Consider the following 24,142-nt stretch of genomic DNA (forward strand, 5'->3'; position numbering starts at 1 on the left):
GGCGCCAGCGTCAGATCGTTGGCAGTGGCAACCTGGGTGTTGGAAACCGAGCTGGACACCGCAGTGGCGGTCATCGAATTGCCGGTCAGCTGCGCGGTGCTGTTGGACAGCGCGGCGGAGGCGGCGGTGTTCGAACCGGTCGTGAACGTATCGGCGCCCGATACGGTCGCGCTCAGCGTCGAATTGAGGCTCGACTGTGCCGAACCGATACCGGCCGATGCCGAGCTGTTGTTGCTGGCGGTGTTCAGGGTGTTGGCGCCGTAGTTCAGCACACCGGTCGCGCTCTGGCTGTTGCCCGAGATCGTGGCGAGGCTGTTCGTCATGCCATGGTCGAGCGTCACGCTCGCGGGAATAGCAGTGCTGACGGTGGCGGTAGCCAAAGTGGCCTGCTGGCTCAGCGCGATACCAATGTCATTGGTCGCGAGGACCGTAGCAGCGGTTGTGGCCGCATTCGACGACGCCGCCTCATTGGCAAGGCTGCTGCCGGTGACATTGGTGAAGCTGCCGTTGACGGTCTGGTTCGCGCTGTTGGCATAACCGGCCGAGGTGGCGCTGTTGCCCGCGACCGAAACCGTGCCGCTGGCCAGCGCCGCCGTGGCGGCCGCGCCGCTATCGATCACCGTGGTGATCGAGCCATTGGTGTTGCTGCCAAGCGTCGTAGCGCTGACCGCCCCGAAGGTGTTGAACGACTGGTTGGCCGACAGGCTGGTGTCCGAGGTCGTGGTGACCGTCGCTGGCGCTGATGCCTGCGCCGTGCCGGTGATCAGAAGTGTGCTGACGCCAGTCAGCAGCGCTGTGCGCATCCTGCGTGAATTACGACTCATAAACACCCCCTGTTCAAGTGAAGAACAGTGCAAATAGTATTTTGAACATTTGCTCTATTCTTCAGTAACTACTTCTGCACTCTAACTTTCGCTATTTCCTGCATTCCAGGACCATCGCGATGGATTGCTGTATCGGCCTTGTCGGGACGCCACGTGACGGCGACGCCAGCCGGCGCGACCCCCCGGTTTGCCAGTGCCGCAACAATGGCGGCCAAGCGCTGGTCCAGCAGGCTATCGCGCTTGGCGGGATCCCAGTTCTCGGTATCGCGGGCGACGATCATCACATCGACCGGCCCCTTGGCCGCCATTTGCACGATCTGATCGAGAACCGCCTGGGCCGTGCCCATCAAGGTGGTGTCACCAAATTCGAAGCCGATCTGCAACGCGCTCCCCGAAAGCGCTGGACTGGAGCCATTCTGATCGTTCAGCGCACCAACAGGAGCCGCAGAGGGAGCCGAGATCAGGGCCGTCGCGGCAGGGCTGATAGCGGGTCCAACCGCGCCAGGCTTACCCGCATCGGCCATTGGCTGGGCATCGGTGAGCGCCAGTGCCCGTCCGCGCAATTGGTCCGCAGAAAGCTCGGGAATCGTTGCCTGCCGCTGCGACATGCAGATTGCTGGATCGACCCGAGCGACGGAAGCGATGAGGCGCATTGTCGCTTCTTCAAGCGCAGTGCGGATGCCAAGCTGTAGTGGCTCCTGCCCCTTGGCACCGATATTGATGTCAAACAGATCCGTGCCGAAAAAGCGGAATACGCCCGCACCAATCTCATAGCCACTGAACTGCTTGGTCAGACTGACAGTCTTGATGACCACCAATGACCGGGAATCAACGATGCGCAGATCGACCGCCACGCTTTCGGTAAAGACCCGCGCTTTGGGTCCAACGTTGTTGATCGCGACCTGAACACCGCCCGAGCGAATGTCGTAGTTGAGTTCAGTGATGCCGCCGACGATATAATAGTCGGATCGGGTAATGCTCCCGCCAAAGTAGGGAAGCCAAGGTACTGGCTTACCGCTGACCTCATGCACATCGCCATCACCAAGTTGGCGACGATCAGTATATCCCAGTTCGCGTTCAGCAATGGTAGGATCGAAGCGTTCCGCAATCGCGAGTGGTCCGCCAATCTTGCCAAGCGCCGAATAGACCATCAGCGACCCACCTTGGGTGATGGCATTGCCTTCATTGATCGAATATTTTCCGGTATAGTCCTTGACGTCTCCGACTGCGATCACGCGCTTCGGCCCGCCGCTAGCGATCAACTGGTCGCCGAAACAGGCAAGTGCGGCTTCCATCGGCGAGCGGTTGTCCCGAACCGGAGGGCCGAGTGGGGTCGGTACCTCGCCGCGCGCCAGACGCTGCGTATCAAGCCCTGGATGCAGGGTGGCGCAGCCCGACATTGCAAAGGCCGCAGCAGCCATGGCGGTGGAGCGACCGGCACGGCTGAGAAAATTCAATTTCCGCAACCTCGCGGAAGAACTAATGCGCATAAATGACATCCTAACCGTTAAGCGCGCCGTACTGGCAAGCTGTCGCGCCTGTGACGGACGCCAGCTGGTTGCCGGAATTCGTCTGGTCGGTGTTCAAGGTCTGGAAGGTGTCGCCGCGCACGCTGGTGGAAATATTGCCATCAACGCCAGCGCTGACCGAACCCGAGTTCGATTGGTCCGAGCTGTTGTTGGCCGAAGCAGGCAACAGCGAGCTGCTGGTCAGCTCAGTCGTACCCGTGTTCCCGGTAGAACTGGCCGAATGACCGGTCGTCGAGGGAGAATTGCCGGTGGCGGTGGATGCAGATTGGTTGCCCGTCGCCGTCGAGGTGACCGAGCAGTTATACTGCTTATCGATATTGGTGTTATAAACTGGAGCTGCGTAATATCCGTTTTTCTTCTTCTGACGCATATCTTCCAGATAGGCTTTATTTACCTGATCGGCAGTGGTCTGAAATTGCCATCCCGCATTCTCGCCGACGTTGTTTCCCGACGCCGGGGAAGTGAAAGAAGCAGAACTTAAAATTATAGTCACCATGCAACTAAATACTTTGCGCATTACTAAGTTCCTTAGTTGCAAAAATTTCAAGATAATGGCGGTGCTCCGAGCATGTGGTCATGCCCGGAGCTGGCACAGTTGCGACCCTGAAGGACTGCGCCAAAAAGGATGATTGAATGGCGATTTCAGACATGAACTGACTCCACACCTGAAGACAGAACTGCCTCACTCGTTAGAATATATCCGAGGCCCGAGCAGTTCTTTATCCGAAATCCCGCGCGCAATTTCCGGCGTAAATGAGATATAGTGACATGAATGCTTTTGCGACTACTCTGACTTCCCCAATACGCTCCAGGCCGCGGGGCCAAGGTGGTGTATCGCGCTATACGTCCTTCACGCTCGATCAGTACGGCGAGCAGTTGCTCCTCCATCGGAGTGAGCGACTGACATGCAATCGACCGCACCTTTTCCCGGCGTCGCCCCCCTGTTTCCAGACCCGACAGTCTGCGCCCCTCAGCCCATTCGATCCGACGAATAATCGCATGTAGGCGGGCTGTGCCTTCGCGAGGGGGCATTCGGCAATGCAGGATATCCGCCGCACCCCGCCTCAAGAGAGCGGCCATCGCCCTAGCGGGTGGGCAATTGCGCAGAACCGGAACAACCGCCTTGCTCGGAAGGATTTCGCGGACTTCCCTCAGGATCGCATAGATTCTCGGTAGATCGTCACCACTGACCAACAGGACGGAAAATGCGTCCCGTGCCTGCGAAAGGTAACCTACCGGATCCTGACTATGATTGTATTGCTGGTCACAATCGACAACATCATCCAGCCACGCGCGACGCAGAGCGGCAGCACGATCCGGCACCTCGACGATACGGAAAAGCCGATCGTTATCGGTGATGGAATCGGGAACCGGGCCAGCCCAGGCATCTTGTCCCGAGCGCCAACCTGATGCGGCCTCCCCGACCGTCTTTGCGTGTATGTTCATCAGCGACACCGGCATGTCAGGACCGCAGCCAGGAGACGAAGAGAATGATGAGAGCCCACAGCGCCGCACTCAACGGCAACCCAAATGCAAGACCTCGAAACAGCCCGGGGTCCACATCTGGTCGATGTTGCGGATCGTAAATGACAACCGGCGGTTCGCGAGTGCCGTCAAATTTGTGCTGAGGCGAATTCATACGCCCCCCACTGGTGCCGACGCACCTACGCCGATGCGCGGACTGGCGCTGAACGGAATGGCGACCAGAATTCCCAGCGGATTCCGACGTTCACATGCCCGTGCGTCAGCGCCTGGCTCGCAAGGCACAACAAGCCAATCACAGCGCCCCTTGGCACTACCGCGATCAAGGCCAATCACAGGGCTTCTCTCCTGTTTGCAGGAGCCAACCATCCCTGAGCGATGTTACCACCCTCATCCGCCTGGAGCGGACGCAGGCGACTGAAAGACGGACGCCCCCAGAAATAGCCTTGCTGCCAGTGACAGCCCGCTCTAGCTGCGAGTGCGGCCTGCGCTTCAGTTTCGACGCCTTCAGCTATGACTGTCGCACCGAGTGACCAGCCCAGCCCGGCCAGATGTTCGAATATGCCTCGCTGAACTTCGCCGTGACTTGCATAATGCAGAAAGAAGCTGTCGATTTTCACGAAATCAGGCGACAACGCCATGACGTTGCGGACCGAGGCATATCCGGTTCCGAAATCGTCGATCGCAATCCGGCAACCCAGAGACCGCATACGATCCACAAATCGAACGGCCTCGCCCATATTGGGAATGGCGGACGTTTCTGTGATTTCCACAACAAGCCTCTGGGCAAGCCAAGGCTGCCGCTTCAAGCGCCCCGCCGCCTCTTCCCAAAGATAGTCCAGCGCGGCGCTTCGCGCGGAGATATTAACAGCAATCGTGACATCACTTGGCTCGCGGTCGAGTTCGTCAAGCGCCATCGACACCACGCGATGGTCAAGCAGGCGGATGAAACCAAGTCGCTCCAAAGCCCCCAGTGCGCTTTCGAGCGAAGATACCTGACCATCTCGATCAATCTGGCGCAGACAACCTTCCCAATACAGCACGCCTCCGGAGGCTTCGCCGCCGACAACACCGTCGACGTCGCGGACCGGCTGCCAGGCCAGAACGGGTTCTGACCCTTCTCCTCCACCACCGAGCGCAGCGAGAAGCGGCGAGGCCATCGTCATGTCGGAGCGATACTGCCCCGCCCAACCGTCTTCAGACCTCGCGGGATCACCCGCGAAGCCAACACCGACGTCATCCAAAACGCACGTCGCGGCCGGCGCTGAGCCGACCGAAATCAGATCCTCTACAGACAGCGCGACGTGTATATAGCCAGCTAACGTCTCTACCGGCTGAAGAGGAACATCGGCACACAGGCACCGAATCCAGTCGACGCTTTCCGCGACTGATCTGCCCGACTTGCCGGATTGGCACCAGATGAGAAACTCTATCACGCCGCCCGGGATAGGATCGACGAGACCGCCCGCGCCCAAGACATCCCGCATGCGCACAGCCAATTGGGTGAACACAGTCCGCGCGACATCTTCGCCGTAGGCCTCGCGGATATGAGGGAAGTTATCGATGCGGAGGCGACAGCTTAGCGCGGCACTTTCAGTGAACCGCCGGGCAGGCAAAGGAAGGACATGAACGTTTCCGCCAACTTGTTCCGCTTGAGCGCCGCCTTCCATATTCCGCCACCCTTCGTCTTCCATTTACAAAAAAATCCGGACGGGCATTTAGCGGCAATCAAATAATAACCGCTAAGTCAACCAATCAACTGCCTTCGTGATGAGCATTTATTTTGTAGGTAAAATGAAATTAACCCGCATAAATACTTCTAAAGCCAGTCTATCCAGCACACCATGATGAGCTGCGTCGCCTAAGCCGTTGTGTGAGGGGTCGAATGAATTTCAGAGTCAATTAGGTGGCGCATTGGCGGCAAAAAGGTGCCAATATGGCAGATTGCATGTCGCGCGAGTGCATCAATGGATGCCATGGAACAATAATCGACGCTCCCGTCGTTGCGTCATGCAACGCCCTCGATTAGGAACAGGGCGTGAGTTTCCGCGCGCATTAAGGACACTACAGCTGACTGAGCGTCCCAAAATCGAGCCGGAGGATGTGGGAAGGATGCTCCCGCGTGAACTGCTTCATGAACTGAAGCAGCCGCTTAACGTTATCCGCCTTGCCACAGACAACATCCGTGTGCGCATCCTGCCACTTCTGGAGAGCGGCGAGGCCGGCTATCTTGAGGCAAAGCTCGACCGGATCGAGCGGCAGATCCACCGCGCAGCGAGACTATGGGACAATGGCGGAGATTCAGCGGAACCGGTCGCCCCGGACGGACACAAACCGCTATAGGCGGCGAGGATAACCTGGCGCCAGATGGAGTTGTTCGGCCCGTCGAAAATCACAGCAGGCAAAGGAATACCAGAAACCGGCTCCCGTCACCTTTGAAGATTGCGCATTACTCCCCCGATGCCGATCAATCAGGATTGTTGCCGTTCGATCAAGCCGAGCAGTTGCGAAACTTCGATAGGCTTGATGAGGACCGGCGGCGCCGGGTCCGCAAAACGACACATCTGCTCTTCGGCAACCGCGCTCCCGGTGAGCAGTACAATGTACGGTCCGCTTCCATGCCAGGCCTCGGCAATATCGAGTCCGCTTTCGTCGCCTAGGCCCACGTCGATCAACGCCATCGCAAATTGGCGCTGACGCGCCTTTTCCAGAGCTTGTCCCACGGTATGTGCAAGCGTAACCGTCATGCCATAGCTTTCGAGAAGTTCGGCAAGCTCCTCGGCGCTGTCGATATCGTCCTCGACGAGAAGGACACTGACTGGCCGCCCGTTCATAGCTCTTCTTCCGCTGCGTTCAGGATTCCGCCAACAGCGACGAGCAATTCCCGATAGTCGACGGGCTTGACGAAATAGGCCTTTACGCCTTGTTCGTGCCCGGCCCGCTGGAAATCGCGGTCACCATAGGCGGACAAAAGAATGGCAGGTATCTCGCTGTATCGGCGCTTTTCTTTGCGAATCCGGTTAAGCAACTCGATGCCGCCCAATCCGGGCAGCTGAATGTCGCAGATCATCAGATCGAAGCGCGACTCGCCAAGCAGAACCAGAGCTGTCAGACCGTCACGGCACCCCTCGGCTCGGTAACCATGATCACGCAATTCCAGAAGCAGATCGTCAAGCAGGTCCGCCTGATCTTCCAAACACAGGATATATGCTGACTTGTTCATGCAGCGACGTTCCCAGACGCAAGAAGTGCCGGAACGGCAAACCTGACGAGCGCGCCGGTTTCATCGGCTGCGATCGCGAGATCGCCGCCACGCAATGCCATGAGCTTGCCCACAATACACAGTTCCATACGACGCCCCTTTATACCGGTCGAGGCCCGACCGCGACAAAAAGCGTTGCCCGACATTGGCAACATAATCATAGGCGATTCCCGGAGTGAAGCTGGTCGCACGGTCGGGGGATCGCTGACGGCAGTTTGCGTCACGTGCGGGGATGGAAAGACATATATGCCAAGCGAGCCGATGCGGGCCTGGGGGCTGCCGAAGTCAGGGGCCAGTTCGGCAATCATCGCCGCACTGCTAGCGGCCAACCCGGCCTCGGCCCAAAACGAAGGCGATGATGGTGATAGCGGCCAGATTATCGTCACTGCCACAAAACGCGCAGAGAACCTGCAGTCGGTTCCAATCTCGGTCACGGCAATCGGTGGTAACGTGCTGGAACGCGCGCGAGTGACCAATGTTGACGACCTCCTCACCAAGGTTGTTAACCTGCAACTCAACTCCGTCGTAGGCGACAATACACCGATCTTCGCAATGCGCGGCGTGTCCATGTCCGACTACAGCCTCAATCAGTCGAGCCCCATCGCAACCTATTATGACGAGGTCTACAAAAGCAACTTTGCCTTGCTCGGCGTTTCCATGTTCGACCTTGAGCGTGTCGAGGTTATGCGCGGACCACAAGGGACGCTCTACGGCAAAAACACGACCGGCGGCGCGGTCAATCTGATCGCGCGAAAGGCCCGGCTCGGTGAGACTGGTGGTGATTTCAGCGCGGGCTATGGCAATTACGGTCGGATCGACATCAACGGCGCCGCCAACGTGCCATTCGGCGAAAAGGTGGCCGTGCGCGTGGCGGGCACATTCGCCCGAGCGGACGGATGGTTCAAGAACATCGTTCCTAGCAAGGCTGATCTAGCGTCGGTGCGCGAATGGGCGCTGCGGGGCACAATTTATGCCGAACCGAGCGACGGTCTACGTCTGACACTGCGCGCTTCGACCAGCAAGCAAACCCCGCGCAATTACGGCATCCATGCCCAGCCGGAAGCCATCAATCGCGCGGGCCTCGACAAGTGGGAAATCGCCGCCAACATCGATGAGCGTCGCCTTGCAAAAACCTGGTCGGTCGCGCTTACCGCCGATCTCGATGTCGCCGACTGGCTGACGCTGACCAGCATCACATCTTATGACGACGGCGTGCTCTGGTTCCACGAAGACACCGATGGAACTGCCACGAAGACTCTGGAAATCCCCTATTTCGACGATGCCAGCCAGTTTGCGCAGGATCTGCGCTTCACCAGCGATACCGGCAACCCCTTCGACTTCATCCTTGGTATCTATTTCAATCGGGAAAAAGTGCTAAATGCCACCACTCTGGAGATCTCCCAGGACGTCGATTCCGATGGTGTACCAGGCATCACGGCTGACGACTGCGCAACAGGGCTGCCGCTTGCATGCCTCTTCAGCAATCGCTTTGCGCAGACCAAGAAGAGCTTCGCCATCTACAGCGATGTCAAATATGCGTTCACGGACGCGCTGACCTTGCGCGGCGGCCTACGCTATACGCATGATCGCGGTCTGCAGAGCGATTTCGAAGCCAACGTCTTCGGCGTCGATGCCACGCTGATCGCCAACCTGATCCCTTTGTCTGAGCTACGCTACAAAACCGAAAACCTTTCGAGCAAGATCGGGCTCGACTACAAATTCGCCAACGGCAACCTGCTCTATGCCCACGTCAGCCGTGACTACCGCGCGCCAAGTTTCAACGCCCAGGCTTTCTTCGATCCATCGGAACTCTCGGTGGCCAAGCCTGAGGCAGTCACCGCTTACGAAGCGGGCGCCAAGCTCGGAGTTGCAGGTAGCGCAACGACGCTGAACTTCGCGGCGTTCTATTACGACTACCGCAACCAACAGTTCCTCAACGTCGATCCGACCAACGCCGCGCAAACGCTGCTCAATATCGACAAGTCGCGAATTTATGGCGGTGAGGCTGAGCTTTCGCTCCGGGCCAGCGACATGCTGTCACTGCGCGGTGGCCTGGGCATGCTCTCAAGCCAGATTGTGCGCGGCTCGGTCAGCGGCGTGAATGTCGAAGGCAACCGTCTCTCGAACGCACCGCGACTGACCTTCAATCTGGGCGCGGACCTCACGCTGTTGGATACCGACACCGGCCGACTGTCGCTTCACCCGAACGTCGCCTACCAATCGAACCAGTTCTTCGAGGTGCTGAACATTTCGCGGTTACGCCAGCCGGGCTATGCGATCGTGGAAGGTCATCTCGACTTCGAGACTTCCGACGGCCGCTGGAACGCCTCGATCTGGGGCAAAAACCTGACCAACAAATACTATTTCACATCGCGCATTGATCTTCTTGCTGGCTTCGGGCTGGACTACAATCATGTCGGCAGGCCGCGGACTTACGGCCTCACGTTGGGCGTCAGGTTCTGAAGAGCGCGACGGTTTGAACGAGCCATCTCCCGCGACGGACGCATCAACTACGTGCGACAGGTAGCATCCCACTAACAGCCCGAATCACGCGCTGCAGATGCTCACGCGGCGAAGATCTGCTCAAGCATGATCGGCACGGTCAGCCTGACGATCGTTCCGGTTTCATAGGATGCAATCGCGAGCTCGCCGCCGAGCGACACGATAAGCTTGCGCGCGATATAGAGGCCCATGCCCGCGCCCTCGACACCGGTCGAACTGCGACCGCGATAGAAACGTTGCCCGACATAAGCGATATCCTCATCGGAAATGCCCGGACCATTGTCGGCAACGGTGATGTGAACAAGGTCCCCATCCGGCTGAAGCGTGATCAGGATCGGTGTCTCAGCCACAGTATAGCGCATGCAATTGTCGAGCACTGCACCCAAGACGACGGGCAAGGCTGGACCATCGGCAACCGGTGGTCCCTGATCGGGGAGATCGAGGGTTAACCGAGACGAGGGAATGATGGAGCGGGCAATGTCCCGGATCAGTGCGCTGGAATCGATGGCCCCGGTCTGATCGCGGTCGCGGTCGCAGTGCGAAAATTCTATCGCGGTGCTGTCGACCAGCTTGCCCAGCAACGTCGATATGGTCTGCACCGAACTGCGCAACCGTCCCGCCCGCTTGCGCAGTTCGGCGGCCGTGAGAGCTTCCGCCTTGCGGTCGATAATCTGCGCACCGCTGTCAATCACGGACAAGGGTGTCCGCAATTCATGGGACATGATCCGCACGAAACGAATCTGCTCTTCGTTGGCGGCGCGCTGCCGCATCAGCGCGAGGCTGAGCGCCCGTTCCTGCGCGCGAATCCGGTCATGGGCCTCGCCAAGACGATTGCCGGTACCCACGATGCGATGTCCCAGATCGTCGAGTTCCGCAATGCTTGATCCGGCGAATCCTTGCCGATATCCCCCTTCCCCAATGCGCTCGATCAGCCCAGTGAAATCCCCCAGCGGCGCCGCGACCCTCGCGCTCATCAGGTGAGCGCGTCGATAGAGGAACAGGAAGAAGAGAAGATAGAAAAGGAACAGCGCCGCCAACATCACGACGCCCACCATCTCGAACTTGGCACGCAGCAAATCGGCTTTGGCGTGGATGCGAGCCATCGGTGCGATCACCACCAGCCGCCAGTCCGCACCGGTGATGCGCGCAAAGCTCGCGAGATGGCGGCCATTGGCAAAATCCAGCTTCACGAAACCGTCCGGCATATTCGCCATGGCGCGGGCCAGCGCATTCATATCTCCGCGCTTGGTGATGTTGAACTGGTCCGGCTTGAAGGTGTCGGACAGGATAGCCTGCGCATAATGATGCGCGGTCAGTTCCTTAAGGCCGAAATCCCGCTCACCGGTCGATGGCATCGCTATGATGCCGCCCTTCCGGTCGATCAGCACGGCATAGGCTCCCCAGGGAAGACGCAGGCCATTGAGGCGATTGACGATGGTGTCGAGCGTCATATCAATACCCACTACGCCTTCGAGCTTTTGCCCGTTCCAGACAGGCGCGATCGATGAAACCATCCACCCGTGCCCTGCCGGGTCGATATAGGCGTCCGTCCACACTGGGCGACGTGCCGGGTTGTGGGCTTCATCCGCCTCATAATAGAAGTTGTATGTGGGTATGTTCATGTTCGGCGCATATTGCCCGGCTGCATCGATATAGGGGTATATTCGGTTGTAACTGTCGAACGTGTTGAAATAGATCGACGCGATAGCTGGATCGCTTTGTTTGAAGTCGATCATGATGGGGTCAAGCGCGGCCAGCTTCCAGACCTTGGCGATCTGGTCCGGCCCCATGGGTACGCGATTGCTGTAAAAGCTGGCGGTCGTGCCGTTGTCGTAGCGCGTCCGGAAAACACCGGCAGGCGAGAAACCATAACGCGCCTTTTCCGCAGCAGAAGGATTGTAGTTCCCTTGGATCGCACGTAAGGTTTGACGCGCAAATGTGTTCGTCCGGCGGGATACGTCGGACAGACTCGTATCGATCGTCTCAGCTTCGCGGCGCGCAACATCGGTCAGAAAATCGCGCGAGACTGCATTGAGTTCGGCAATGTTCTGACGGTAGATTATGATATTGCTGCCCCAATAGACCGCCAAAAAGCCGATTTCTATAACGAGCAGAGGAATGATGGCTGAGCGTAGATAGGAGCGCCAAAGCCATTTGCGCAACGGAAGGTTCTCTTGAGCGCCAAGGTTGCGGCGATCGGAATTGTCTGCGATCAATCCACCATCCCCGCGCCACGACAAGCCGCGCAGAACCCTCAACAAACCTTTCGGGACTATGCGACTGAAATCCAATTTCCCTTACCTGAACGCGCAAACCCTCGAAGCCTATTCGCTTCTGGGCTGCCCGCTTTACATCTACAGTTTCGAAACGCAAAGAATCTGCTGGGCAAACCGCCCCGCAATGGGATTCTGGGATGCCACCAGCGAAGAGGAACTGCTGGCAAGGACGTTAACGCCTTACAGCGATTCGACACGCACACGCCTTGCCGACTATCAGGGCGTATTCGGAAAAGGCGAGATCCGGCATGAGAGCTGGACCTTCTATCCCAAGGGCAAGGCGACAGCCGCCATGTGCCGATGCCGCGGCGTGAGCGTTCAAGGACACTCGCAAGCCATGCTCGTGGAAATCGAGACCAGGCCGGATACTGAGTTGCCGTCCGCGGACTTGCGCTCGCTCGAGGCGCTACGGCATACGCGGCTGATGATTTCCCTGTTTACTGAAGAAGGCAGTCTTCTAACCCACAATCCGGCCGCCACACGGACTTTTAGCCATCTTGCAACAAGCAAGGACGGAAGCAATGACTGCTTTTGGACAATGTTTGCCGATCCTGAAGGCATTGCAAGCCTGCTGCCGAAGGCGCGCGAACAGGGAGGCATGAAGACCACCGCTGTCATGGCTCTCCCCGACGCCCCGATTCATTCAGTCGATATTTCGTTCGTCAGCGATCCGGTAACCGCGCGACAATCAATTCTCGTCGCACAGGAAGACATATCTCATCTCATCGAAATGTCGCGCCAACTCGCCGCGAGCGAATATGCGCTGGACGCCGTGCTCAATCTCAATCTGGTGCCAACACTGGTGCTGTCGGTTGGAGACTCCCGTGTCCTCAAAGCCAATCATCCTGCTGAACAGTTGCTGGGCGAGGCTGTCATGGGGAATGACGGATGCGAAACGGTGTTTGAGGCACCAGATGACTTTGCCCGGCTAAAAGCCATGATCATTGCTGGCAGCACCGGCACGCTGCCAGCGCGCATTCGCATCCAGGACGGGCGCTGCCTATGGTTTCACATGACCGGCGCGCGTATCCGCTACGAGCGTCACGACGCCATCGTCTTACTGATGACCGATGTCGATGACGTGTACCGATCGACCTCCGACCTTGAAGCGGCGCTTTCGAGCGAACGGCGAATCAGTGACATTCAGCGGCGCTTTCTGGCGATCGCCTCCCATGAATTCCGCACGCCGCTTGCGATCATCGACAGCGCAGCGCAGCGCCTGGAGCGGCGATCGGAAGAAAAGACGCCTGAGCAAATCCGCGACCGGGCCACACGTATTCGCAGCTCGATCAAGGGTTTGCTCCATCTGCTGGACAACACAATCGAACGGGTCAAGCTGGACGAGATCGAGATAGGCTACCACCCGGAGCCCGCCAGCCTCGCTGAAGCAATCGACCATGTCATCCAGACATTCCGTGAAAAAGATGCCGGGACGATTTTCGAGATCGAGGAAAGCGACCTGCCCGTCATTACTTTCGACCGTCCGCTGATCGAACGTGTGCTGAGCAATATTCTGGCCAATGCGATCAAATATTCGACTGCGCCAGCCCGTATCCGGATCAGTTTCAGGGCATTCGAGCAGACCGTCCAAATCGAGGTGCGCGATCACGGCATCGGCATTCCCGAGGATGAACGCGCCAAGGTCTTCGAAGCCTATGCGCGGGCATCCAATGTCGGGCCGGCCGAAGGTTCCGGCCTCGGTCTCGCCATCGTCGAGCAGATTGTCGATCTTCATGGCGGCTCGGTCGCCATCCTCGATACGCAGGGTGAGGGTACGACAATCCGGATCACCCTGCCACGTTGAAGATAGTCGGATAGCTTCAGATCCGTTGCTGCCATTTTGAAACTGAATTGGCCCTGACAACGGGATCCGCACTATTCATGTGTCGCCGCCGGAATGGCGTGCGGTCATTGCTTCATATCGCGCGCAGCGCCCAGACGGATGGAGAACGAAGGCGTGACGGCACAAGTCCGGCCGGGTCGTCCAGTTCCGATCCGCCGCCCGCCAATCTCAGTCGACTCTCAGCCGACGGGGATGCCGTGGCTGTGCCACATTGAAACAAGATAACCCGTGATCGCCTCAAGCGTCGTGGGCTCCAGCGCGAGCAGTGTACGACGCTTGTCCTCAGGATCCTGCCAGCGCCGTACCAGGCCGGCCGCAACGAGTTGCCGTACATAGCGAAGCGCCGTGGTGAAGGGCACCTGCGTAGCGGCGCAAACGCTGGATGGCGGCACAGCTTTTTGCTTGAGCCCGGCGGAGGCGAGTTCCAGCAAAATATCCCATGCCGGGTCCGCGAACAGGCTGGTATCAAGGAAGGTCGATCTGCTTTTTCGGGATTTAATAATCGAGCGGACAAACGCCTGCAATTCTTCAGGCGTAGGCTCGCGCGCTTCCCGTCTGGTGGCGGCCGCGATGGGAATGGGCGCGTGCACAAGGTCTCTGCGCGCGAGAATCTGGGCAAGGTTGAACTGCCCGACCAGTTGGGCCCAGCGCGTGGCCGCCCTGCGCAAAGAAGCGGCGAGACCGTTTCGTCCTACCGGTTTGGTCAGAAAATCGATTGCGTTTGAACGCATGGCCTGTACCGCGACGTCAAGCGATCCGTCACCTGTAATGATAATCGCAACAATCGGACGCAATGACGCAAAACGCGCTGAAAGCTCTTCCAGCATGGTGACGCCGTCCATCAGCGGCATCCGGAAATCGGCAAGAACGATGCCAATCCGCGGATTGTCCGCTATCATTCGCAGCGCATGTCCCGGCGACGTGGTCTTCTGGCAAGGATAGCCTAGGGCCTCGATCATTTCCGCATATTCATCGAGACATTCCTCATCGTCATCGACAATGAGAATCTCGCACTGACTTCCCTCAGGCAAGGGCGTGAGCTTTTCAAAAGCCCTATCCGCAAAACTCATCACCCCAGTTCACCCCACCGACCGTTACAGCCAAATTCCAACTGTTTGCATCCGCATTGCGCAGCAATTCCCCGCGCACCCAAGAAAAAATGGTGCATGATTGGCACCATTTTCGCGCATGAGAAACAGCCGCAGGATAATCCATCGCTTCGCATGAAGGGCGATACGCGCAATTTCATCAATTGCAAAAAATCATAGTGCACAAACATACTTTACATTTTATTATAAACTATCCTTATGGAAAAATAAAGTCCGTTCAAATCAATATTATAATTAGTATATTTCAAGATTTTTATGATTAATTCAATCCTAATCTATTCGAATATTTTCGCATTTATCGACCTTCTCTCCAAAACGAGGTCCACTTTCCATTTTTCGACCGATCGTTTCGACAAAACGCGCCCAACGCTCCTTACCCGCTGCCTGAGCGGCTTGCCCATACGGGTCAGGCAAGGCTACATGGTTTGTCAGCCAGAACCGGACAAACAAGGCCAGCGTTTCGGTAGTGAGCTCGGAATGCCACTGCAGCCGAGCGAGATCGCGCGTCATGCGATCAAGCCGACGACTGAGGGAGGCTTCAAGCCGGTCGGCAGCGTCTGGCGACAGGAAAGATGCCAGTGCGGCTTCGATGATCGCAGTCTGCGAGGCGCGCCGCGCGCGCGCATGATCGGCAAGCGCCCGGGCGAGATCGGCCGGCAGGCGTATGCTGCGTTTAACCGGACCGCCGCTCACAGCAGCAATCCATCATCGTGATCGAGCGAGGCGTTGCGGGCATTGCGCCGCATCAGCCGATCGGCCTGCCGCCGCGCCTGGATGGCCTCCTCCTCCTGCGCCTCATTCCGGTCAAAATCGAACTCGTCGGCAAGGGGCTTGGAATTGGGTGCGATACTCTCATGCGCGCCCAGTTCCGGCTCCTGCCGAATGCCGACATTCGCCGCATCGTCGGTGGTTTCAGCCGCACCAGCACCGTCAGACGTATCCGTCGCATCACACTCCTCGCTCTCCCTTCCGGCCACTTCATACACAGACACTGGGGCCAACTCAGGCATCGGCGGCACCTCTACCGGATCGAGCATCGACCAGTCGTCGCGCGGCCGCATCCCCCGCGCAAGCGGCCGGGGATCAGGCGGCGGCAGCAGCCGCGCCTTGAACCGCAGGTCGAGATAATAGCGCGCCTTGACCGCGCGGATTGGCGGGGTGCTAGCGATGAAGACGATCTCTTCGTCATCGGAAAATTGCTGGATCTCGCCAGGTGTGAGCAAAGGCCGCGCCGTTTCGGTACGCGATACCATGACATGCCCTAGCCAGGGTGCCAACCTGTGTCCCGCATAGTTCTTCATCGAGCGCCGTTCGGTTGCGGTGCCGAGCGAATCGGACACGCGCTTGGCGGTGCGATCGTCATTGGCAGCAAACGCGACCCGGACATGGCAATTATCGAGAATCGCGTTGTTCGGGCCATAGGCCTTTTCGATCTGGTTGAGGGACTGGGCGATAAGGAAGGCCTTGATCCCATATCCCGCCACGAAGGCGAGCGCGCTTTCGAAGAAGTCGAGCCGGCCGAGCGCCGGGAACTCGTCGAGCATGAAGAGGAGACGCTGCTGCCGCCCGCCCACCGTCAACTGTTCGGTCAGACGCCGACCGATCTGGTTGAGCATCAGGCGTACCAGCGGCTTGGTCCGGCTGATGTCGGAGGGCGGGATCACCAGGTAGAGCGAGACGGGCACAGGCGAGTCGACCAGATCGGCAATGCGCCAATCGGATGATCCGGTCACCTTGGCGACTATGGGGTCGCGGTAGAGCCCCAGGAACGACATGGCAGTGGACAGCACGCCCGAGCGTTCATTCTCGGACTTGTTGAGCAGTTCCTGCGCGGCGGCGGCCACGACCGGGTGGACGCCGTCCTTGCCAAGATGCCGGGTCGCTTTCATGCGATGCAGCGTTTCCTCGATCGGGCGCCTGGGATCGGACAGGAAGGCGGCGACACCGGCAAGCGTCTTGTCTTCCTCGGCATAAAGGACATGGAGGATAGCGCCGACCAGCAACGCATGGCTGGTCTTCTCCCAATGGTTGCGCTTTTCGAGACTGCCCTCGGGATCGATCAGCACGTCGGCGACATTCTGGACGTCGCGTACTTCCCATTCGCCCTTGCGAACCTCCAGCAACGGATTGTAGCCGTTGGAGGCCGCGTTGGTGGGATCGAACAGGAGGACCCGGCCATGCTTCGCACGAAAGCCTGCGGTCAGCATCCAGTTCTCGCCCTTGATGTCATGGACGATGCAGCTTCCTGGCCAGGTCAGCAGTGAGGGTATGACAAGCCCGACGCCCTTGCCGCTCCGGGTCGGGGCGAAACAGAGCACATGTTCGGGACCGTCATGGCGCAGATAGCGTTTCTCGTGCCATCCGATAACGACGCCGTCGTCGGCATAGAGCCCGGCCTTGCGTATTTCCGTGTCTGTAGCCCAGCGCGCCGAACCGAAGGTCCGGGACTTCTTCTCTTCGCGTGCGCGCCAGACCGACATCCCGATTGCGACCACGACGGCGGCCATCACACCCGAGACCGCGATGAAGGCTCCGGTCGCGAAGATCTTCGGCGCATAGGCATCGAAGGCGAACCACCACCAGAAGAAGGCGGGCGGTGGATAGATTGGCCATGGTCCCAACCAGAACCAGGGCTGGCCCAGTTCCGGTTGATGGCCAAGCGCCGCGGCCGTCCATTGCGTCGCCCCCCAAATACCGGCGAGGGTCAGGGCGAAGACGGCCAGAACCTGGCCCCAGAGGATTTTGGTCGCGGACATGATGGCGCCCTCGATGAACGCCGGCGCCAAACGGCCGACGCGGGAGCAGGCATCAAGAAACTCAGAAAATGCACGCTTCAACACGGATTATGCGTGATCGCAGGCTGGCGAGGCAAAACAGGGAATGGCGTAACGACTCATCCGGTACTAGGACGGCGGACATAAAACCCCATATCCGGCCCACCTGCCCGCCGATGACTACCCCTGATGCGAACGCGAACCACCATTCAGTATTCCTGGATGTGCGTGCTATTGTCAGAAGCAAAGGAGGCGCGCATGGACAGGGCATCACCCGCCATACGCAGTCGACGCGTCACCCAGGCGGAGCGCGTCGTGCTCGAGGTGGCCCCGCGGTCAGCGCGCGCGAACCTCAGCGACTTCATTCGCAACGGATTTGATCCGAAGGAAGAGCTCTTCATGCCCTTCCTTCGAGGGTCCGGGGAGACCGAATCCAGAGCGGATCACCGGATCATAAACCGATCCCTCGGCCGCGCCCAAGCGACCAGTCGACACCGCCACCGGGTCGCATGGTGCCCGCGACATGCTGGCCCAGATGCTGGTCCAGCGCAGGTCGCCAGGGCACGAGCTGAAAACCCATGCCATCGTCGATCATGGCGAAGCGCCCCGAGGCGAGCGTGACCCGCTCGCGATAGATGCCGCTCACATAATCACCCGCCGCCGAGGGGCGATGGGCAAGCCCGGTGCGCCGGGCGATGGCATCGACCTGCTGGTCCATTTCCTTCTCCCTGAGGGTCGCGATCAGGTCGCGTCCGAACAGGAAGCCGGAGCCCCGGCGCTGGGCGAGCCCCGCGCGTTCGAGATGGAGCGCGCGCGCGTCCATCGCGTCGCGAATTTCCTGCCCGAACCCGTTGCCGGTCACTACGGGGGCACGCGCGATGAGCTGCCGATCAAGCCAGGTCGCGCCGGGTGCGGTAACCTGTTCGGCGAGGGACAGATCAGAGCGCGTGGCGAGCGAGAGGCGCGTGGCCCCCTTCGCATCCTGCCAACTGCGTGTCTCGACAATCGCACCGGGTCGGGCATCGCCGGCCATGTCGATGTCGCCGAAGCGAAGATGATGGGTGCGTCCGTCTGCTCCGTCGATCACGGCATAGGCGGTGCCGGACAGCTCATCATGGAGGCCGCGCTGGACCAGGCGGCCGATGATCGAATCGGCGGGTGTTTCCCCGTGCAGCGCGAAGCTGGCGGGATCGATGGCATGACCACCATCGCTCATCGCCCGGTGCATGGTCTTGATAATGTCGGTGCGGATGGAGAGATCGCGCAGCGTCTGCTCCGCGCCGGCGTTGATCGTCCAGACCCCTGGTCCCTGATTGTCGGCCAGGCCCAGCCGTTCCAGTTTCTGTGCCCGCCCGATCAGCAGCCCGCGCATCTCAAGGTCATCGCCAGCCTGGGGACGAAGATCGACGATGCCTGCCATCGCGTCAGCCATGCGCTCGAGGCGGCGATCGAGGCTGGTCCAGCGCTCGGCGTCGACCTCGCGTTCAATCGCGGCCTGGATCTCGCGCTCGCTGCGCGGCCCCAGTTCGAGCGTGACCCGCGCTTCGGCACGGGCGCGCATGCCTTCGCGGATATAGTCGCGGTCGATGACGAGATCCGCGCCGGTGTCATCCACCCCGCGCACCAGCACATGGATGTGGGGATTGTCGGTGTTCCAGTGATCTACCGCCACCCAGTCGAGCCGCGTGCCGAGATCGCGCGCCATGTCGTCCATCAGTTCGCGGGTGAAGGCGCGCAAGTCCGCCATGTCGGCGCCGTCTTCAGGACTGACGATGAAGCGGAACTGATGCCGGTCGTTCTCGCAAGCGTCGGCGAAGGCCTTGCCGTCCGCCTGATCGCCGCGCGCATCGAACAGGCTGGCGTCGCGGCCGTCACGGGTGACTCCATCGCGTTTGAGATAAGCGATGTGACGCGCGAGGGGCGCCGAACGGTAGCGGCTACCGCGTTGACGGACGACGCGGGCCTTGATGGCGACGCGGCGGGCATTGGCGGGCGAGCGGGCGTGAAGCCGGGCGATACGACCGCGGCCATGGCGTCCGGTGCCGCGCCCCCGCCCCGGTCCCTTGCGGCTGTAGCCCGCCTTCGCGGCAGCGCGCTTGACCTGCGCCGCAAGGCTCTGGACCTTGCGCCCCGCACCTCGGCCAGTATCGCGGCCCGCATCGCGGCTCCTTCCCGGCCGCACCTCGAAATCATCGCCGTCGATGATCATGGCAGTTCCGCGATGACACCTGCCACCCGTGAACCTGCTGTAATCAAAAGATAATTGCAAAACCGCGCCACCCGGTCGCCCGGTGTGCCACCCGAAAAAATCGCGCAATCACAACCACATGACGCCCTGCAGGTGGCGTCCCTTTTATCTCGCCATCCCTTCTTCCCTTCGATTTCCGTGACTTGCCCGCCTTTCCAACGCTTCCCATCCTGCGCTGAGAGCCGCCAGCGAACGCCAGGACGGCTCATCACTCGCTGCCCCCGGAAACGGACGCGAACAGGCCATGCGGTGGGGGCATGGAGATGTGCACGGTCCGCAAGGCAGGCGATGCGGCCGAGGTCGAGGCACGGAGGTTCACCTGCGCGACAGAAGCCGAGCCGGACGCGGCATTCTCGCCGTCCTGTCCGCCATCGCCGCGCAGCGCGAAGAGCGTCGCGCTGCGCCAGGAGGACGCGGTTCGTGCAATTGGCGTGTGCGATACGGCACGCAGGCCAGCGCGCGAAGCGATGCCGGATGCGCCAACGGTCGGCACGATCTTCGCGACATAGGCGACGGTTTCGGCGGGTAGCGAACGACCGCGTGCACGCCAGTCATCGACGCGGCCAGGCCCGGCATTATAGGCCGCAAGCGCGCTGGGCAGATCGCCATAGCGATCGGCCATTTCGCGTAAATAGGCCGCGCCGGCGAGAATGTTGCCGCGCACATCCCACGGGTTGTCGCCGAGCCCGTAACGCGCGGTGAGCCCGCTCCAGGTGCCGGGCATGATCTGCATCAGCCCCATCGCGCCGACGTGCGAGACAGCGGCCGCATCGCCGTTGCTCTCGACGCGCATCACCGCCCAGATCCACGCCTCGGGGATGCCGAAGCGCTGCGCCGCCTCGGCGACATGAGGGGCATAGGGATGCGCGGCGATGCGCGTGACCTGCGCGGCGGCCGCGCTGGGTGCAAGCAAGGCGATGGCCGGGAAGAGGAAGCAGGTGCAACCGGTCAGGGCCGCCGCACCAGCGAGGCGAACGGCGCGGCGACGATGGCGCAGCGCGAAACGGATGCGCATCGGCCTCACTGCGCCTTGTGGCGCCGCAAACGCGGCGACCAGAGCAGCACATGCGCCTCGCCGTCGCGATGGGAGCGCAGCAGATTGGCGCGGACCGGGCGCGGGAAGGACGGGCAATCGAGTTGAACCGCGATAAAGCTCCCGGCCTTGCTGTCATGATTCCAGCCCGAGCCGACTTCCAGCCCGAAGCCTGCGGATGTGGCGTCGGCGGCGAGATGGACACGCCAGTCCGGGGCGCGGCCGTGTCCGGTAAAACCGGTCGGCACGAGCCCCAGCGGCACATCGAGCGTGAGCGTTGTCAGGCAGCCGACAAACCCATCGCCGTCCTTGTCAAAGCAACCTATCTGCATGGGTCTCCTCCTTCAGGTGCGTTGATTGGGCAGAGCGCGCACAACCGAAACGCCAGCGCAGCGGCGCTTGCGGCGTGTCGCGGGTGAGGAACGGGATCGCGCGGCCGATCAGGCCTGTCGCCGGTATCGGCCCGAAATAGCGCCCGTCGAAACTGTCGGACGAGGCATTGAGCAGGAACAATTCATCGCGCTCCAGCACGCGGCAGCCGCGCCAGACCGGCAACGGGCGTCCATGGCTGTCGGCGAATTTCGCGACCGCGACGCTGCGCCCATGGATCGTCACGGTGGCACCCTGGCGGCAGACCACGGCGCCGGGACGTGCGGCGATATGCTTCAGTAGCGGCACGCCGAGGGGGAGATAATGGCGCTCGGCCATGAACTGGCCCAGCGCGGGCGGCGGCGCAACGGCGACCATGTCGCCGACCACGGGTGCGCGAAGCGGATTGATCCCGTAAAGTCCGAGAGGCACGCTGGCGCTCGCGTTCCACAATAGAAATGTGGGCATGGGCAGGGTGAGAGCGCCCACCGTCAAACCGATCACTGCGCCGGCCAGGTGCGGCACAAAATGGGAGAGGGAAATCCGGCTCATCGGCCCAGAGCCTTGCGCCCGAGCCATGCCTGATGACGCTCGGCCGTATAGTCGCGCGGCTGTTCGCCGGCGCTGAGCCGGTTGTGAACGTGCCGCCAATGATCGGACGCAATGTCGCACGGATCAAGGCCGACGGCTTCGACCTGGTCGATCGCCTCGATAACCGACCGGACCTTCTGCCAGCCCTGGATCGAGAGCAGCAACTCACCGCCTGGCCGCACGAAGGGCGCGGTCGTATAAGGCTCCCCGCTGCGTACTGCGCGCAGGATGTCGATGCGCGAATGGATGGTGCCATAGTCGTTGGCCGACCAGCGCACGAAGGCGATGATCGCATCGGGCCGGAAGATGACGACGCGCGTCTTGCGGCTCAAGATGCGCTCGCCCGCGATGCGACCGAAACGGATCCAGTGTTCGAGCCGCTGCTCGATCCAGATCAGTTCGATCTCGGTGCGGCCGTTGCGAGATGGCGCGGCATAGCCCGAAGGCGGGCGGGCGCCCGACGGGGGTGACTGTGTCATGAGAGGTCTCCGGCAAGTTCAGGCGATGGGAGAGAAGGGGCGGTTGGCGCTTCGCTGAGCCGCAGTCGGTGGCAATGCGCGCGCTTGTGGCAGTCGCCTTTGGGACGCGTCATGGCAGGCGGCTCCCCATGGCGCGATCAAGGCGGGACACCGCATGGGCTGCCGCGCCGGTTGACCGGTTGGGCACCGTGTTCTCCACAGGCACGCGACCGGTTAGGAAGAATATGTAATATTCTTCTCTATTAGGATGGTTAGAGGGGAGCCGGTTTCGCGCGGATTTCTGCGGGTTTCCGAGGCATCCTGGTTCCTGATAGGACGAGTCTGCGGTTCCCGATAGGACGTGTCCGGCGGTTCCTGATAGGACGAGTTTCATGGCCCTTATCCACAGGCCGGAAGCTTGAGTCGGCGCATTGCCCGATCGAACGGATCGATGGGCACCGGCGCGAAGGCAAGCCGTTCCTTACCGAAGGCATGATTGATCGAGAGGTGGTAGCCGGGAAGCGGTTGACGCTGCACGATGCCGCGCAATTCCCAGGCAAAGCGCTTGCGCGGCGAGAGCACGCCAGACTTCAGATGCAGATGCTCGAAATCGAAGCTCCAGCCTGCGGTCTGGCGACCGCCATGCTTGCGCACGATACGGTAAAGCCACCGCTCGAGACCGCCGGTGAGCGCGAAATAGGCGCGGTCTATCGTCAGCACGAGCGCGCGATCGAGCACGCCGGCATAGAACCAGTCGGGCAGGATCAGCTCGATCCCTAGCGGGCGTCCGTGGCCGTCGAGCCGCTCCTGCCATTCGTTGATCCAGGAGAAACGATGGCGGCGGCGCTGGTGCTGCTGGCGGATCGAGGTGGCGACGGTGGTCGACTGCAACCTGTCGAGCGCGGCTTTCAGGCGATCATAGTTGTCGCCGCCGGTGCCGCGCCCGATGAAGGTCAGGATCGCATGCGGGGTTGCCGACATGAGGCGCGAAGTCGCCCGCCCCGCATCGCGGGCATCGACCAACTGGCTTGCCGCCCAGATCAGGATGTCGGCATCCCAGATCGTGGCCATGCCGTGATCGGGCACCGCCTCGACCGAGATCCAGGTCTCTCCCATGCGGAAGTCGATCGGCGCGGCGCGGCGGGACTTGGACAAGCTGAAGAACGGCCAGGACATGAGATCCTGTGCATCGCGCGGTGCGATATCGCCCGGCAGCGACCGGAACAGGTCCAGCTGGGCGCGTTCGGCGGAAACGGAAGAAACAGCCCGCGACATCGCCGGTCAATCCTGCCGGAACCGGCGCTGCGCGGGCAGGACGCTGCCAATGCCGGGATCGGAGGTCGATTTGCGGGTGCCGCGCGCAGCCCAGGCGTCGAGATCGTCGATCGCATAGACGATCCGGCCGCCGAGACGGCGATAGACCGGGCCAGTGCCGTAGCAGCGATGCTTTTCGAGGGTGCGCGGGGACAGGCCCAGATGTGTCGCAGCATCGGGCGTCTTCAGATAGCGGGGCTGAACGATCAACGTAGGATCGGCTTGAGTGGGATAGCGCGTGCGTGGACCGGGGGCGGCAGAGTGCATGATCGTCCTCCTGACAAAGGCCGACGTGGCTGGCGCACGGCGGCGATGAGGAGGTGAGGACTGGACAAGGACGGAACCGCAAAGAAGGGACATGCCCTGCTGAAATGCCTGTGGGGGGGGGGGGGGGGGGGGGGGGGGGGGGGGGGGGGGCGGGGGGGGGGGGGCGGGGGGGGGGGGGGGGGGGGCGGGGCGGGGGGGGGGGGGGGGGCGCCCGCCCCCCCCCCCCCCCCCGGGCGGGGCCGGGCGGGCGGGCGCGGGGGC

At 60.9% G+C, this 24,142-nt stretch carries 23 protein-coding genes; 4 read left to right on the plus strand and 19 right to left on the minus strand.

All coding sequences use genetic code 11. The annotated features are described in order from the left end of the window. The 4 genes from GGQ88_RS19730 to GGQ88_RS21845 all read right to left on the minus strand — a co-directional run. Positions 1–824: hypothetical protein (locus GGQ88_RS19730; protein ID WP_221214796.1), on the minus strand; the 824-nt coding region annotated here is incomplete at its 3' end. Between the two features lie 68 nt (positions 825–892). After that, positions 893–2,281, minus strand: coding sequence for a CsgG/HfaB family protein (locus tag GGQ88_RS19735; protein ID WP_246386389.1), 1,389 nt, complete (start codon positions 2,279–2,281; stop codon positions 893–895). Between the two features lie 43 nt (positions 2,282–2,324). Beyond that, on the minus strand, positions 2,325–2,870 hold the full coding sequence (locus GGQ88_RS19740) for a hypothetical protein (RefSeq protein ID WP_183615175.1): 546 nt from the start codon (positions 2,868–2,870) through the stop codon (positions 2,325–2,327). A 125-nt stretch (positions 2,871–2,995) separates the two neighbouring features. Then, complete coding sequence (locus GGQ88_RS21845) at positions 2,996–3,433, minus strand: winged helix-turn-helix domain-containing protein (RefSeq protein ID WP_425490472.1); 438 nt, start codon at positions 3,431–3,433, stop codon at positions 2,996–2,998. 168 nt (positions 3,434–3,601) lie between these two features. Between GGQ88_RS21845 and GGQ88_RS21475 the strand changes: the two genes are divergently transcribed. After that, on the plus strand, positions 3,602–3,763 hold the full coding sequence (locus tag GGQ88_RS21475; protein ID WP_246386390.1) for a hypothetical protein: 162 nt from the start codon (positions 3,602–3,604) through the stop codon (positions 3,761–3,763). Positions 3,764–4,167: 404 nt separating this feature from the next. On the opposite strand, the gene GGQ88_RS19755 is transcribed toward GGQ88_RS21475, so the two are convergent. Next, the gene (locus GGQ88_RS19755; protein WP_183615177.1) at positions 4,168–5,529 is read right to left on the minus strand and encodes an EAL domain-containing protein; all 1,362 of its coding nucleotides are present in this window, start codon (positions 5,527–5,529) and stop codon (positions 4,168–4,170) included. A gap of 418 nt (positions 5,530–5,947) precedes the next feature. Here GGQ88_RS19755 and GGQ88_RS19760 point away from each other — a divergent pair, with 418 nt between their 5' ends. Beyond that, the gene (locus GGQ88_RS19760) at positions 5,948–6,178 is read left to right on the plus strand and encodes a hypothetical protein (protein WP_183615178.1); all 231 of its coding nucleotides are present in this window, start codon (positions 5,948–5,950) and stop codon (positions 6,176–6,178) included. A gap of 128 nt (positions 6,179–6,306) precedes the next feature. Here the strand turns inward: GGQ88_RS19760 and GGQ88_RS19765 are convergent, their stop codons facing one another. Genes GGQ88_RS19765 through GGQ88_RS21610 form a run of 3 tightly spaced genes read right to left on the minus strand, consistent with a single transcriptional unit; the run spans position 6,307 to position 7,186 of the window. Beyond that, positions 6,307–6,669 (minus strand): response regulator, encoded by a 363-nt coding sequence (locus GGQ88_RS19765; RefSeq protein ID WP_183615179.1) that lies wholly within the window; start codon positions 6,667–6,669, stop codon positions 6,307–6,309. Continuing rightward, complete coding sequence (locus GGQ88_RS19770) at positions 6,666–7,058, minus strand: response regulator (RefSeq protein ID WP_183615180.1); 393 nt, start codon at positions 7,056–7,058, stop codon at positions 6,666–6,668. Before GGQ88_RS19770 ends, GGQ88_RS19765 begins: the two co-directional genes overlap by 4 nt. Then, positions 7,055–7,186 carry a hypothetical protein gene (locus tag GGQ88_RS21610; protein ID WP_281372537.1) on the minus strand — a complete coding sequence of 44 codons (132 nt, stop codon included), beginning with the start codon at positions 7,184–7,186 and terminating at the stop codon, positions 7,055–7,057. Before GGQ88_RS21610 ends, GGQ88_RS19770 begins: the two co-directional genes overlap by 4 nt. A 157-nt stretch (positions 7,187–7,343) precedes the next feature. On the opposite strand from GGQ88_RS21610, the gene GGQ88_RS19775 reads away from it, so the two are divergent. After that, positions 7,344–9,560: a TonB-dependent receptor gene (locus tag GGQ88_RS19775; protein WP_246386391.1), complete on the plus strand. Its 2,217-nt coding sequence runs from the start codon at positions 7,344–7,346 to the stop codon at positions 9,558–9,560. A 101-nt stretch (positions 9,561–9,661) separates the two neighbouring features. Here the strand turns inward: GGQ88_RS19775 and GGQ88_RS19780 are convergent, their stop codons facing one another. Further along, complete coding sequence (locus GGQ88_RS19780; RefSeq protein ID WP_183615181.1) at positions 9,662–11,815, minus strand: ATP-binding protein; 2,154 nt, start codon at positions 11,813–11,815, stop codon at positions 9,662–9,664. Between GGQ88_RS19780 and GGQ88_RS19785 the strand changes: the two genes are divergently transcribed. Continuing rightward, a complete protein-coding gene (locus tag GGQ88_RS19785; RefSeq protein WP_183615182.1) occupies positions 11,802–13,679 on the plus strand; it encodes a sensor histidine kinase in 1,878 nt (625 codons plus the stop codon). The two genes, GGQ88_RS19780 and GGQ88_RS19785, sit on opposite strands and share 14 nt — an antisense overlap. Before the next feature lie 218 nt (positions 13,680–13,897). On the opposite strand, the gene GGQ88_RS19790 is transcribed toward GGQ88_RS19785, so the two are convergent. From GGQ88_RS19790 to GGQ88_RS19835, 10 genes are all read right to left on the minus strand, one after another. After that, a complete protein-coding gene (locus tag GGQ88_RS19790) occupies positions 13,898–14,788 on the minus strand; it encodes a response regulator (RefSeq protein ID WP_183615183.1) in 891 nt (296 codons plus the stop codon). A gap of 309 nt (positions 14,789–15,097) precedes the next feature. Then, positions 15,098–15,520: a ribbon-helix-helix protein, CopG family gene (locus GGQ88_RS19795; protein WP_183615184.1), complete on the minus strand. Its 423-nt coding sequence runs from the start codon at positions 15,518–15,520 to the stop codon at positions 15,098–15,100. Continuing rightward, entirely contained in the window at positions 15,517–17,583 is a 2,067-nt protein-coding gene (locus tag GGQ88_RS19800) for a conjugal transfer protein TraG (protein ID WP_183615185.1), read from the minus strand. Before GGQ88_RS19800 ends, GGQ88_RS19795 begins: the two co-directional genes overlap by 4 nt. Positions 17,584–18,052: 469 nt before the next feature. Continuing rightward, positions 18,053–19,810, minus strand: coding sequence for a relaxase/mobilization nuclease domain-containing protein (locus GGQ88_RS19805; RefSeq protein WP_183615186.1), 1,758 nt, complete (start codon positions 19,808–19,810; stop codon positions 18,053–18,055). 247 nt (positions 19,811–20,057) lie between these two features. Next, entirely contained in the window at positions 20,058–20,864 is an 807-nt protein-coding gene (locus tag GGQ88_RS19810) for a lytic transglycosylase domain-containing protein (protein ID WP_183615187.1), read from the minus strand. A 5-nt stretch (positions 20,865–20,869) separates the two neighbouring features. Beyond that, positions 20,870–21,214 (minus strand): DUF736 domain-containing protein, encoded by a 345-nt coding sequence (locus GGQ88_RS19815; RefSeq protein ID WP_183615188.1) that lies wholly within the window; start codon positions 21,212–21,214, stop codon positions 20,870–20,872. Next, positions 21,195–21,803, minus strand: a complete 609-nt coding sequence (locus GGQ88_RS19820) for a S26 family signal peptidase (protein WP_183615189.1) — start codon at positions 21,801–21,803, stop codon at positions 21,195–21,197. Before GGQ88_RS19820 ends, GGQ88_RS19815 begins: the two co-directional genes overlap by 20 nt. Then, the gene (locus tag GGQ88_RS19825; protein ID WP_183615190.1) at positions 21,800–22,321 is read right to left on the minus strand and encodes a DUF2840 domain-containing protein; all 522 of its coding nucleotides are present in this window, start codon (positions 22,319–22,321) and stop codon (positions 21,800–21,802) included. Before GGQ88_RS19825 ends, GGQ88_RS19820 begins: the two co-directional genes overlap by 4 nt. A 378-nt stretch (positions 22,322–22,699) precedes the next feature. Continuing rightward, positions 22,700–23,575, minus strand: a complete 876-nt coding sequence (locus tag GGQ88_RS19830; RefSeq protein WP_183615191.1) for a replication initiator protein A — start codon at positions 23,573–23,575, stop codon at positions 22,700–22,702. A 6-nt stretch (positions 23,576–23,581) separates the two neighbouring features. Beyond that, positions 23,582–23,881 (minus strand): helix-turn-helix transcriptional regulator, encoded by a 300-nt coding sequence (locus GGQ88_RS19835; protein ID WP_246386392.1) that lies wholly within the window; start codon positions 23,879–23,881, stop codon positions 23,582–23,584. Positions 23,882–24,142: the final 261 nt, after the last annotated feature.

It is taken from the genome of Novosphingobium hassiacum (assembly GCF_014196055.1).
GTDB classification, from domain to species: domain Bacteria; phylum Pseudomonadota; class Alphaproteobacteria; order Sphingomonadales; family Sphingomonadaceae; genus Novosphingobium; species Novosphingobium hassiacum.

Excerpts from the sequence above, each read along its gene's own strand:
- GGQ88_RS19740 (WP_183615175.1), bottom strand. The coding sequence starts at position 2,870 with ATGCGCAAAGTATTTAGTTGCATGGTGACTATAATTTTAAGTTCTGCT.
- GGQ88_RS21845 (WP_425490472.1), bottom strand. The coding sequence starts at position 3,433 with ATGGCCGCTCTCTTGAGGCGGGGTGCGGCGGATATCCTGCATTGCCGA.
- GGQ88_RS21475 (WP_246386390.1), top strand. The coding sequence starts at position 3,602 with ATGATTGTATTGCTGGTCACAATCGACAACATCATCCAGCCACGCGCG.
- GGQ88_RS19755 (WP_183615177.1), bottom strand. The coding sequence starts at position 5,529 with ATGGAAGACGAAGGGTGGCGGAATATGGAAGGCGGCGCTCAAGCGGAA.
- GGQ88_RS19760 (WP_183615178.1), top strand. The coding sequence starts at position 5,948 with ATGCTCCCGCGTGAACTGCTTCATGAACTGAAGCAGCCGCTTAACGTT.
- GGQ88_RS19765 (WP_183615179.1), bottom strand. The coding sequence starts at position 6,669 with ATGAACGGGCGGCCAGTCAGTGTCCTTCTCGTCGAGGACGATATCGAC.
- GGQ88_RS19770 (WP_183615180.1), bottom strand. The coding sequence starts at position 7,058 with ATGAACAAGTCAGCATATATCCTGTGTTTGGAAGATCAGGCGGACCTG.
- GGQ88_RS21610 (WP_281372537.1), bottom strand. The coding sequence starts at position 7,186 with ATGGAACTGTGTATTGTGGGCAAGCTCATGGCATTGCGTGGCGGCGAT.
- GGQ88_RS19775 (WP_246386391.1), top strand. The coding sequence starts at position 7,344 with ATGCCAAGCGAGCCGATGCGGGCCTGGGGGCTGCCGAAGTCAGGGGCC.
- GGQ88_RS19790 (WP_183615183.1), bottom strand. The coding sequence starts at position 14,788 with ATGAGTTTTGCGGATAGGGCTTTTGAAAAGCTCACGCCCTTGCCTGAG.
- GGQ88_RS19800 (WP_183615185.1), bottom strand. The coding sequence starts at position 17,583 with ATGTCCGCGACCAAAATCCTCTGGGGCCAGGTTCTGGCCGTCTTCGCC.
- GGQ88_RS19805 (WP_183615186.1), bottom strand. The coding sequence starts at position 19,810 with ATGATCATCGACGGCGATGATTTCGAGGTGCGGCCGGGAAGGAGCCGC.
- GGQ88_RS19810 (WP_183615187.1), bottom strand. The coding sequence starts at position 20,864 with ATGCGCATCCGTTTCGCGCTGCGCCATCGTCGCCGCGCCGTTCGCCTC.
- GGQ88_RS19815 (WP_183615188.1), bottom strand. The coding sequence starts at position 21,214 with ATGCAGATAGGTTGCTTTGACAAGGACGGCGATGGGTTTGTCGGCTGC.
- GGQ88_RS19820 (WP_183615189.1), bottom strand. The coding sequence starts at position 21,803 with ATGAGCCGGATTTCCCTCTCCCATTTTGTGCCGCACCTGGCCGGCGCA.
- GGQ88_RS19825 (WP_183615190.1), bottom strand. The coding sequence starts at position 22,321 with ATGACACAGTCACCCCCGTCGGGCGCCCGCCCGCCTTCGGGCTATGCC.
- GGQ88_RS19830 (WP_183615191.1), bottom strand. The coding sequence starts at position 23,575 with ATGTCGCGGGCTGTTTCTTCCGTTTCCGCCGAACGCGCCCAGCTGGAC.
- GGQ88_RS19835 (WP_246386392.1), bottom strand. The coding sequence starts at position 23,881 with ATGCACTCTGCCGCCCCCGGTCCACGCACGCGCTATCCCACTCAAGCC.